Annotated in this window: 11 protein-coding genes; 5 read left to right on the forward strand and 6 right to left on the reverse strand. The window is 42.0% G+C overall.

What is annotated here, in order from left to right:
- The first annotated feature begins 83 nt into the window (after positions 1-83).
- From QW087_07235 to QW087_07255, 5 genes are all read left to right on the forward strand, one after another.
- Complete coding sequence (locus QW087_07235) at positions 84-686, forward strand: flavodoxin family protein (protein MEM2944514.1); 603 nt, start codon at positions 84-86, stop codon at positions 684-686.
- A gap of 123 nt (positions 687-809) precedes the next feature.
- Entirely contained in the window at positions 810-1799 is a 990-nt protein-coding gene (locus QW087_07240) for a HisA/HisF-related TIM barrel protein (protein ID MEM2944515.1), read from the forward strand.
- A gap of 297 nt (positions 1800-2096) precedes the next feature.
- A complete protein-coding gene (locus QW087_07245; GenBank protein ID MEM2944516.1) occupies positions 2097-3128 on the forward strand; it encodes a C-terminal binding protein in 1032 nt (343 codons plus the stop codon).
- A 100-nt stretch (positions 3129-3228) separates the two neighbouring features.
- Positions 3229-4257 carry a dTDP-glucose 4,6-dehydratase gene (rfbB, locus tag QW087_07250; GenBank protein ID MEM2944517.1) on the forward strand — a complete coding sequence of 343 codons (1029 nt, stop codon included), beginning with the start codon at positions 3229-3231 and terminating at the stop codon, positions 4255-4257.
- A gap of 282 nt (positions 4258-4539) precedes the next feature.
- On the forward strand, positions 4540-6231 hold the full coding sequence (locus tag QW087_07255; protein MEM2944518.1) for a methanogen output domain 1-containing protein: 1692 nt from the start codon (positions 4540-4542) through the stop codon (positions 6229-6231).
- A 196-nt stretch (positions 6232-6427) separates the two neighbouring features.
- On the opposite strand, the gene QW087_07260 is transcribed toward QW087_07255, so the two are convergent.
- From QW087_07260 to QW087_07285, 6 genes are all read right to left on the reverse strand, one after another.
- Complete coding sequence (locus QW087_07260) at positions 6428-8542, reverse strand: cation-translocating P-type ATPase (GenBank protein ID MEM2944519.1); 2115 nt, start codon at positions 8540-8542, stop codon at positions 6428-6430.
- A 102-nt stretch (positions 8543-8644) separates the two neighbouring features.
- Positions 8645-9022: a ribbon-helix-helix protein, CopG family gene (locus QW087_07265; protein ID MEM2944520.1), complete on the reverse strand. Its 378-nt coding sequence runs from the start codon at positions 9020-9022 to the stop codon at positions 8645-8647.
- Positions 9023-9133: 111 nt separating this feature from the next.
- A complete protein-coding gene (locus QW087_07270; protein ID MEM2944521.1) occupies positions 9134-9712 on the reverse strand; it encodes a flavodoxin family protein in 579 nt (192 codons plus the stop codon).
- 79 nt (positions 9713-9791) lie between these two features.
- Positions 9792-10169: a response regulator gene (locus QW087_07275; GenBank protein ID MEM2944522.1), complete on the reverse strand. Its 378-nt coding sequence runs from the start codon at positions 10167-10169 to the stop codon at positions 9792-9794.
- Positions 10170-10428: 259 nt separating this feature from the next.
- Positions 10429-10665: a hypothetical protein gene (locus QW087_07280; protein MEM2944523.1), complete on the reverse strand. Its 237-nt coding sequence runs from the start codon at positions 10663-10665 to the stop codon at positions 10429-10431.
- Positions 10666-10847: 182 nt separating this feature from the next.
- Positions 10848-11981 (reverse strand): DUF63 family protein, encoded by a 1134-nt coding sequence (locus QW087_07285; GenBank protein MEM2944524.1) that lies wholly within the window; start codon positions 11979-11981, stop codon positions 10848-10850.
- Between the last annotated feature and the right edge of the window lie 19 nt (positions 11982-12000).

Here is a 12000-nt window from a genome sequence, read left to right on the forward strand (position 1 = left end):
TGAAATGCATAGGCATTCCTAATCCTACAACAAAAAATCGCGATCCACGATGATATTTATATCCAGAATCGAATACTCAGTCGATGAAAGCAATCATTTTCAATGGAAGCTACAGAACGAATGGAAATACTGCTAAAATACTTCGGAAGATTGCCGGGATGTTTGAACATCATTTGATTGAATATGAATGGGTTGATTTGGGATCTTTGGAGATTGAAGACTGCCGAGGCTGCCTTGTCTGCAAGGACAGTAACAGATGTTGCGTAAAGGATGACATGCAACTGCTGTATGATAAAATCCAGATGTCAGATTTTTTAGTACTAGGCTCGCCAATTTATATGGGTGCAGAGACTGGTAGATTCAAATCGTTTATCGATCGACTGTACGCATTTCTCAGATTCACAAATGAAAAGGGATTATTTGAAAGCAGTCTGAACAAGGGGAAGAAAGCTATCATTGTCTTCACTTGTGGGCGAAAGGACGGCGATATTGTGTACAACCACCTCAATGTAAGATATTTCCACATCTTCGTAAAGCTACTTGCTTGCGAAGATATGCGCTCGTTCATCATTCCAGTTTTTTGCATTGATCAAGAACCAATGAAAGTATCAAAAACTACTCCACTGAGCCAAATGTTCGAAGAGACTTCGAGGTTCATTGAGGATAGTAAAGGACGGACACACTGAGAGACACACACGATACAAGTAGGATACCCTTTCAACGCCATCTTTCTCGACTGTGCTATGGTACTCAAAGTCTAAAACGGACATCCGAACTATAATATCACTCTTTGCATTACTGCATGGCAGATGAAGAAAGAAAAGAAAATCTTGGCATGTCCTTACTGCGGGAGCGTTGAGATAGTGCCGAAGGTGATTTTCGGAGGACCTCTGCCTGGAATCGATGCGAAGAACGGTACTTATGTGTGCGAGAAATGTGAAAAGGAAGCCGTCCCGCTCCATTTCAGGACTTTTGAGGAGTGGAGTTCATTCTTTGGGGGAGTAGGCATTTCTTCCGAGAGTGGGTCAGCTTTCTTTCGAATACCCGTTCTTCCAATCGATACCGTACCCTTTCTATCCATCGGCAGAATTGAGTTTCCCATCGGAAAGGTTGCTCGCGTGTCAAATATTGTATGGCGGGGAAATGCGTTGGCGTCTATCAATGAGGGTATTCCATTTGACATATATTTGAAGACGGTATTTGGCAAGAATTATAGTGCGAACGCAATCTTGCTCATGGATCTTGCCGGGATCAATGAAGGAAAACCTAACTTCAAAGTTCTTAAAGAATTGACGAGAAAGAATCGAGAAATCTGGCTAGACATTGGCATGCATACACTCCAAGACTTGTTTGATTCCTATGCAATGGAGGTTTCAAGAGCTATCATCAACACATCAACGGCCAATGGCTTGAGGATCTTTGAAGAGGCGTTTGAACTTTCAGATAGATGCATGCCGTGTATTTACTTCGATAAGGAGATAAGATGGGCGAAGAGGAATTCAGGTCCAGCAGATCTTAAGACTATGGCTAATATGCTCAAGAAAATCGGTTATGAGGAAATGGCGGTCATTGACATTAATCATCTTGGAAGCAGTAAGGGTGTTTCGAAAGATTTTGTCAAAAAAGCCCTTGCAAACGACTTGAAAGTTTACATAGGCGGAGGAGTTGTAGAAACGGATCTGGACCTGCTAGAAAAGGAAGGTGCTACTGGCGCACTCATCGATCCGCATACGCCAATGATCAGGAGCCTGCTTGAAAACGACGACGAAAAACTGCATCCGTCGACATTTTCCTTGTAGAACAAGTTGAAAGCGCACCATTGATTACCAACGGAATGAATGCAAAAGCAAAATTCCGTTGCATAGACCTTCACGCCTTGTCGTTATAGAAGTTTGAAGCGCAGAAAACCAAAGGCTTCTCAATGTGACATTCACGAATAACGCCAAAAAACATTATCTCGGCTTTCCGCGTTTACATCATAGTCGCATAGGATCTCCAAAAAAATGTCAATTCATTGCTGCGAACCATGCACATTGATTGATGCAATCAAATGAAAATCGAAAAAGATAAAAAAGGTGTTTTAGTCTGCCTGCAAAATGAAAATTAGTAGAGACTTCAATCTAGGTCGCATTAGATGTGAGATCATGGCATTTAAGGTTGTCATTACGGATTACATCTATGGAGAGCCAACTGAAGAAATCGAGATCCTGAAAACGATTGGTGCTGAGGTCGAGATGCACCAATGTAAGACAGAAAAGGAGGTCATTGAAACCGCTAAAGATGCTGATGCCATACTGAACACCTATGCGCCCGTCTCAAGAAAAGTCATTGAAAATTTGGAGAGATGCAAAGTCATAGTCCGTTACGGAATCGGATACGATACCATTGACACAGAAGCTGCTACAGAGAAAAGCATCGTTGTCGTGAATATACCATCCTACTGCATCGAGGAAGTAGCCGATCATACCCTTGCGTTAATGCTCTGTGCTCTCAGAAAAATTACTGTTTATGACCGCGCCATTAGGAGGGGGAAATGGGATTGGCGAGATGCAAGACCGATAAACAGACTGAAAGAGCTTACACTGGGTCTCATAGCCGTTGGAAAAATCGGAAGAGCAGTTGCAGAAAGAGTGAAACCAATAGGCATGAAAATCATCGCATTTGATCCTTATGTACCAGAGAACAAACTGAGAGAGTTGGGAATCGAGCCGGTTAGCCTCAATTATCTTTTGAAAAATTCTGACGTAATATCGATTCACACGCCTCTAACGAAGGAAACCAGACACATGATCGATTACGAAAAAATTAAGACAATGAAGCGTGGAGCAGTACTTATAAACACTTCTAGGGGAGCGGTTATCAAAACCGAAGACCTCATCAGAGCACTTGAAGAAGAACTGATAAGTTGCGCAGCCTTGGATGTTCTTGAGTCCGAACCTCCCCCAGCTGACTTTCCGCTGTTGAAATTCGAGAATGTTGTTTTAACGCCCCACGCCTCATTCTACAGCGAGGGGTCTCTAAAGGAAGTGAAGAGAATTGCTGCAGAAGAAGTTGTACGAGTTCTATCTGGAAAAAAGCCTCTGAACTGCGTAAATCCTGAAGTTCTGGAAAAGGTAAAATTGTCCTAGTGATACGCCGACAAACTCTCGCGCACCACAATATTCTATTTTTTCACTCATGGCATGCAGTCAGAAGGTATATTTATTGACGAACATTACTGACTTTTCAATGTTTCGCAGAGTATTAGTCACCGGTGGAATGGGATTCATTGGTAGCAATTTTGTAAGGTGGATGCTGGAAAAACATCCCCGTACGGAAATAATCAATCTAGACAAACTTACATATGCAGGTAATCTCCGAAATCTGGCGGATATAAAGGGCGATCGCATGAAATTTGTCCACGGCGATATATGCGATAAGAGGCTCGTTGAAGATGTGGTTTCCAAGTGTGATGCAATTGTGCATTTTGCCGCCGAAACCCACGTAGACAGGTCGATTATATCCGCAGGAGATTTTATCACAACTGACGTTTACGGAACATATGTCCTACTTGAGGCAGCAAGAAAGCACGGAATCAAGAAATTCGTACATATTTCAACAGATGAAGTATATGGTGAGGCGCTTAAACAACCGTCGAAAGAGACCGATCCGCTTATGCCAAAAAGTCCTTATGCGGCGAGCAAAGCAGGTGCAGATCGGCTAGCATATTCCTACTACTGCACCTATGGACTTCCCGTCATCATCACGAGATGCGTGAACAATTATGGTCCATTTCAGTATCCCGAAAAATTGATTCCCCTTTTTGTCACAAATGCCATTGAAAACGAACTGCTTCCAATATACGGCACGGGCGAAAATACGCGTGAGTGGATATATGTTGAAGACCACTGTCAAGCGATCGATACTATTCTCCATACAAATGAGTTCAACGGCGAGATATTCAATATCGGGACAGGCGAGGAAAAGAGTGTGCTCGAGATTGCAGAAATCGTGCTCGAGCTTCTTGAAAAACCCCTTGATCTCATTGTTCACATCCCAGATAGACCCGGGCATGTCAAAAGACATGCGGTGGATTCACGAAAAATCAGGAGCCTATTGAGATGGAAACCAAGATTTCGTTTTGAGGAGGGCATGGAGAAGACTGTAAAATGGTACATAGACAATGAGAAATGGTGGAAGGAGATCAAATCAGGCGATTTTAGAAAATATTATGAGGAACACTATGGAAACCTTAACGATCGTGCAACAATGGCATGACTTTCTCTTTTGGTTCGATGGTCGAGGTGTAAAATGAAACTGATCAACTATCGCGGATGAAAAATTGGATGCGAAATTCAATTTCATCGGCTCCTAATTTGATTTTTCTGATTTCATCAAATCCTTAAATTTGCAGATGACCTGAAAACAAGAATTCAGAGATACCTATTATCGATGATCCTGCGGCATTTTTAATTTCCTATCTTCATCAAACTCTCCGCAAATGTTTTTGTAAGTACAGCCATGAAATAACTCGCCATATTTATACGGTGGTTTTTCATAATGCACAATGCAGAAGAGAATATGACTGTTCAAGAAAGCAATCCGATGATGAAAGCACTAGTAATCAATTGCAATGGGGAAGTCTCTTCTGAACTCGTCCGAATCCTCCATGAAAAGAATTATGCGGTGTTCGTGGCAAAATCGCTGGAAGAGACGATCGAGTTACAGAAACGATTGACTTTCGACATTATCGCCGTCGATAGGGAAAGTTTTGAGTTGTGGGGGAATCAATTGCCAACAGTGCTATTGCAGTTTCCAGACAGAATCAAAATAATCATTTTTGATCATACATTGCAGAAATTTCAAGGTTCCGAAAGAGTAAGATTCACGGGATTCAAAATTGAACGCGTGAATATTGAAGACTTTCCCCAGGCAATCGAAAGTTTCTTATCAATTCAACATGGAGTAAGGGAGGTAAATATTTCGGAGCGCATGCCTCAAGCACGTGTTACACAGAATCACATTTCGAAGACGGAAGTTGTTGACGATATGCTTGGAAACGCGCTGGAAGAAATTCGCAAACATTTCAATGTCGATATGGGTGCAGCTTATCTGAATGACGGCGAAAAATGGATTTTGAAAAGATATCGCAATGTTTCAGAGAAATTCGTTAAGAGCTTTTCAAGTTTGAGCGATCAACATCCACTCATCCTAGAATTGACTAAAAAGAAGGCGCCTCTTTTGTTCGTTGCTGATCGAAAACAAGACGTTAAGCGATCATGGCTTGTCGTTCCGCTTTTTGCCGGTGAACGAATAAGAGGCGCTCTCATACTGGTAAGCAACAATATGATATCGCTTACAAGCAATGATTTAGAATTCCTGCGATCAATCATGAGGGATTTCAACAATGCCATTGATTCTTCATGTTTCCCTCGAGCAGTAGATGAAAGAGAGATTGCCGCTGTAGAAGACTTAGGCAATATTCCTCAAGTAATGATATTATACGATCTCGAAGGGAAAGTAAAGTACTGGAGTCATGAAGCCGAAAGGAAGTGCGGTTACTCTCAAGAAGAGGCCAAAGGATCATATCTCATTCCCTTCCTGACCAGCCGCCACAATAAGATTCTAGATAACTTCAAAAGAGCAATTGAAGGACCAATTTCCGTTATTGAGCTCATAGAAAGAAAAGACGGAACGACAGCTGCAGCAGAAGTGCGTTTCTGGCCTGTGATTTCGTCCGCCAGTGGACCAGCTATGATTTCAATGTCGCTCGGAACATCTATTTTATTGGATGAATTGATCAATATCGATGCACATACCGCCCACATACATGAAACTGCATGGGAAGCCCTGATGGACCTAATTTCATTGCTCTTGAAGAGGAACATTCCTGATGAGGACAAAGACGAGTATATCAATATCATTTCACAAAGAATTGAAAAAGCGCTTTATCCAAAATATATACAAAGCGAAAAGGACGTATCAGCGGAAGTTCTTGCCACGGGGATCGTTCGATTGTTTGCAGATATTGGCGGAAGATTCAGTTATACAAACGATGAAAACAAGATTGAGATTATTGGAACGAAGTGTCCCTGGGACAATGAGCGCAGAAAAAATCCAGTGCTTTGTGCCTTAACAAAAGGTATCATCATAAGGTTTGCTAAGAGGGCGCTCGATAATAAGAATGTGGCCTTGAAGGAAGCGCTTGCAAATGGAGACCCTATATGCAGAATTGTCATAAACAAGAGATGAAATGCGATTAGAAGTTCGTTTAGATGATCGTAAAAATCTCTTCTACGCACATCCTAGGCTGCGTCGAACGATCTTAGACTGCGATAAAATAATCGGCTTCATTGCGATGCATCGAGCCTGGCAAATCGCGCAATCCAATACCATTTCCAATTACGAGACTGTGAGATCAAGATTCCAATGTAACTGCAGGGAATGATTATTTCACCAGCCTCATGGCATTCGTAATGACCACAAAAGAGGTTCCAAGATCGCCTATAAGTATTGCTAACCAGAGCGTAATGAAACCTGGAAATGCGAGAACGAAGAATAGCGATTTAACAACTAGAGAAATTGAAATGTTCTGTTTGATCACCCTTGAAGCCCTCTTGCTCAGCCTAACACCATAAGACAATGCACGCAGATCATCGCCCATGAGTGCGACATCAGCGGCTTCTATCGCCACATCTGTACCTGCAGCAGCCATTGCAACTCCAATATCCGCTTTCGCGAGCGCTGGAGCATCGTTCACCCCATCACCAACCATGATTATTGCACCATATTTTTCCCGGTAGTTTTCAATAGCCTTTGCTTTGTCCTCTGGTAACAGATTCGCCATGTATTCATCGGTGCCGATCTCACCAGCGACCTTTGCAGCAACATTCTCATTATCTCCCGTCAGCATGATAATTCTCATGAAGCCGAGGCGTCTGAGGTCCGAAACAACTTCTGTAACCTCTGGTCTTACCTTATCTCTAATTGAGATGATACCTGCGAGTTTACCATCTACTGCAACAACAACAATCGTCTTACCCTCAGCGCTCTTCTGAACAATGATATCTGCACAACACGAAAGATCGACTCCCCTTTCCCTTAAGAAATCATAATTCCCGCACAAGATCTCATGTCCCTCAACAACCGCCACAACTCCTTTACCAGAAAAACTCTCAAATGTCTCCGCATACCCAATTGGGACATTCATTTCTTTTGCTTTTGAAACTATTGCTTTGGCCAAGTGGTGCTCCGACCGCAACTCCGCGGAGGCTGCAGTGGCGATGAGCTCGCTCAATGATTGGCTGCCGGTCGGAATGATCTCATCAACTTCGGGTTTCCCCTTTGTGATCGTCCCAGTCTTGTCAAAGGCGATAGTAGAGATCTGGCCCATTCGCTCGAGGTAAATGCCACCTTTGAATAGAATACCCTTTCTGGTCCCACCAGTAATTGCGGATACCACAGTGACTGGCGTTGAGATGACGAGCGCACAGGGACAAGAAATAACAAGCAGTACCAAACCCCTGTAAAACCAGATTTCAAATCGCTCGCCGAATATGACAGTTGGGATAATTACGGTGAGAACAGCTGCAATAATGATGACAGGCGTATAGTACTTCGCAAATCTGTCAACTAAGCGCTCAGTCGGGGCCTTCTCGCTTTCCGCCTCCTCAACGAGCTGGACAATTCTTGAGATCACCGTGTCTTTAAATTTCTTCGTGACCTTAATCTCAAGATATCCCGATGAATTCAGCGTCCCTGCGAACACTTGATCGCCAATTCTTTTTGTCACTGGAATTGATTCGCCGGTGACGGTCGATTCATCAACTGATGATTGGCCGGATACAACCACACCATCGATTGGTATCCTTTCACCAGGTCTAATCAAGACAAGATCTCCGATCTCGACGTCATTGACATCGTAGTACTCTTCTTTGCCATTTTTTTTAACGAGGGCAAGATTCGGGGCAAATTCCATCAATTCATGAATGGAACGGCGAGTACGGGCTATAGCGAATGATTCAAGCATTTCAGCCAGGGAGAAGAGAAACACGATTGCAGCACCTTCAGCATATGAACCTATGAGAACTGAACCCGCGATTGCAATGACCATAAGCATGTTGATATCCAGATATTTCTTGATAGCAGCAGCGACGCCTCTCCTTGCAATGTAATATCCACCGACTACAATCGCGATGGCGTAAAATAAGAGATAGAGAATTTCAATTGCTAAAATAACTTCGCACAAAATTCCAAAGAGAAGGAAAATGCCAGAGGTAGCTGTTGCTAACAGCCTCCGGTTCTTGAAAGTGAAAAATTCATCGGCCGATCGCAAGTCAAAAGGCTCAAGACGATAGCCAAGGAGTCCGACCGATTCCTGCAATTTCTCATGAGAGACTTTCCCCCTTTCCACCTCAACTGACATCCTTCCAAGAGCGTAGGAAACACGGACTCGCTTGACTCCCTCGATCTCACTGACAGCTTTTTCGATTTTTTTCGCGCACTCAATGCAATCCATGCCATCAATTTTGCAGACGAGCTGTTGCGATTCTCTTTCTTCCACGAGCAACCAGTAATCATTATCAAACACTTTTGACTTTTGCTAAAAGCCAGTTCATAAATTAATAATTCAACATACACGCAAGCGATAAACGGTTCCCAGGCCTCACACGATGCTTATAGAATATCTCACATCTCTTATCGATGAGAGTTCCTGTGTAAACAGCCTCACCTTTGAGTATTCCCCCACTGCTATAATCTGTTCTATACATCTGTCATTAAAATGGCTATGGAGCGAGCTCTTGATCATTTCGGAATACTTGTGCATCACATCAGCTACCTGGTGTTTTTTCTTATGTTCGTATGCTATCGATACAACGTACAAGTCTTCTCCTTCATTTTCACTCGTCAATTTGCTAAGAGAAACAAATTTATGAATGGCAGATCTGATAGCATCTGATCTGCTCGTAAAGCCTAATTTTTTTGCAATTTCGTCAAATTCCCGCAGTTCCTTCGCCGAAATCGAGATACTGACGACAACCATAGGATCTCATTAACCTATCATTTCCTCAATATATATGTCTGGCGGAAATTCTGGTAAAAATACCCCGCATTAATTGCTCCTCCTCATCAATCTCTCAGTCGGCAAATTATCTTATCCCCTCGAGGCAACTTCCACCAAATACCCGCCCATTTGTCTTGCGTCCTTTAACGCACTCGGGTGATTTAGAATGGCTGCCTTGCGATCAACACCTGGAAATGTCAATTGAGACACAAATTTCACATTCACGGATACAAAAAAAGCCCTCAGTGTAATGAGGGATCCTTCAAAATTCGAATGTTCTCTGCCTCCAACGAGAATAGCGCCACCCACTCTTTTCTTTCCACCACCGATCGATTCACCTTTAATGAATTTGCGCGCCCAGATGCTCTGGCATCGGTCGATCATAATCTTGAATTTCCCCGGAATTCCAGAAAAGAATACGGGCGATGACACTATTAATACATCAAGCGTTTCCAATAGCTCATATATTTGTTTCATGTCATCTTTGACCGCACATTTTCCAGAAGACATGCAGTTATCGCATTCTTTGCACCCAGTTATATCCATTGTTTCCAGAACCAGTTCGGTAATCGATCCACCGTTTTCTCTTGCTCCCTCCAGTGCGGCATCGAGCAACAGATCCGAATTCCCGCCAATTCTAGGGCTACCCATAATGCCGACTACTCTCACCAACTGTTCCACCCCATGAGGCCATCGCATATTGCATAAAATCCACTGTATAATTGCTCATTTATCCATATAAGTAAGCTTATTGTTCCAAAATGTCCAAAATTCTTTTTCCAAGTGTTTTGTAATATCCAAAAGTCTTAACGACATAGTCCTTGACTCCAAGTTGTCTTGCTTCGAAACTCAGCTTAGGATCGTCGTAGGCTGTTGTGAAGATCACAGGAGCGTTTACGAGGGGCTTCACTTTCTTGAGGAGTTCGATACCATTCATATCTGGAAGTGAATAATCAAGAACTATCAGATCGTAAGTCTTTCGACCGATCTTTCTGAGTGCTTCCGCCGCATCGAGTGCTTTGTCCATAACGAACTGATCTTTTGGCAAAAATTCTTCGCACAGCGCTATATGCTCGGAATTGTCATCGACCATTAGAATTCTCAACGGCTGTGGCTTATTTTCCAATGATATTCACCTTTCAAATCTTTTCACTTGCAATGTATATTTTTTAAGTATTATCCTTTTTAGTAAATCTATTTTTTTATTAAGAAAAGTGATCATAAGGCGGTTAAATTTCTTTTCAACGGCAAAAGAAAAGCGGTACCACTTCATATTATATGTGACTTCCAGTCAAAACGATATATTGTGAATTGGATAACACCACATAAAAAAATCTCGGCATTACTTCTTCCACAAATGAGAATTTAGTATTTCCCAAAATTTATTAAGAGGAATAGGATTTGTATTGTTCCAGGAGGCTCTGCGTCTTTTGTAAAAGCATTTTTTTAGATACGCCGCCCTCAAGCAGATCGTAAATTTCAAATATAATAATAGAATTGCACACCCTCCAAGAGATCCCGGGGAGGATCACCCCCAAATCTCCTCCTGAGTAGTTTGATGTTTTTTGACTTCTACTACTAGCCTTCCCGGAGATCTCTAACCTAATAATTTTTTCACTCAACCTGATTGAAATGGAAGCGGACTGAAAAATGTTTGGAAGATTTGCGGACATTTCTGCCAATATAAGGTGCGATGCCAGCAACAGTGATCCACAGTCAAGAGACATGAAGATAAGATCGAAGCTGATAGAAAATTCAAATTCCTGCGAGTTATTTGTTGCTCACTCAATCGATGAAGAATTTGTCAGACTCCCATTGCTATGCGCAGTGAATCTCTCACGCCAGGCGCGAGACCCAGAAAGATCAACACGAATTTTACTATGTTAGACAAATTCGGATATTTCACAAATTCCGAGCGAAACGCAACGTCGATAAGCCATACGATTATGATGATGAGTACCAGTTTGATTATTATTAGAACGAATGCACTGCCAAAAAGATTTATCGCAAGTTCTGGCAGAACGTGCTTTTCACCATAGCCATAAAAATCAATTCCTCTATATGTAGCTACGCCGTCAAGCAATTGAGAAAAAGCAAGAACAATGTTGACTGGGGTAGAAAGGAGCGCATGTTTTTTATCGCACAATCTATCAACGACATACAGACCCAGTGTGAATGAGAAGGCTATAGCGGGGATTATTAATAATTCAGCAGGTTGGGTCACAATGGTATCCAGGGTCTCAGAACGATAGAAGCTTTGCCATTCTGTAGAGGCAAAGAACGACAAGGCATATGCCATTGACATTGACAGCAGGAATGTGCCAGTAAAGAAAATAGAGATTGTAAAAGGATTGAATTTCTTGTGAAAGAAAATCGCAAAGCCTATTATGGAAAATAAGGCAAAAGCGATAGGGAAAATCATGGGAAGGCTATAATTCAGATAGTTCGATGAAAAGTTGGAAACCAGGATGGTCGCAGCCAAAATTGACAAAAGAAATATCACAAAAGGAATGCTTGCGAACTTCTCATACTTTGATTTGGTCTTCACCGAGATAATCCCGACTGCAGCCGTAACAGAGAACAGGAAAATCATAAAAATATAGATGATCGGTGAAATGAATAGGTATTGAAGCGCGCCGTCGAACAAAAGAGCGTCTTCTAGTGATCTAGATACGCCACCAAATATAAAAAAAGGAAGCGAGACATAAATAAAAGCATTGTTAATTTCAATGCCGAATTTATTCACAACCTTGTACATGAGAAAAATGCATGAAATGAGGAGTGCAGCATAAACGATCGTATTCAAGAAGTTGTAGCCTTCTACTATGTTGTCAATTGGATGACCTTCCTTGTCAGCCTCTATTGGCCCCCAAAAATATTTGTAAAATATGTCATTCCAGATAATAAAATAAAACTGCAGAGATAATATTATTATCAAAATAATAATAAATAAGCAG

It is taken from the genome of Methanomassiliicoccales archaeon (assembly GCA_038850735.1).
In the GTDB taxonomy this organism is placed as follows: Archaea; Thermoplasmatota; Thermoplasmata; order Methanomassiliicoccales; family JACIVX01; genus JACIVX01.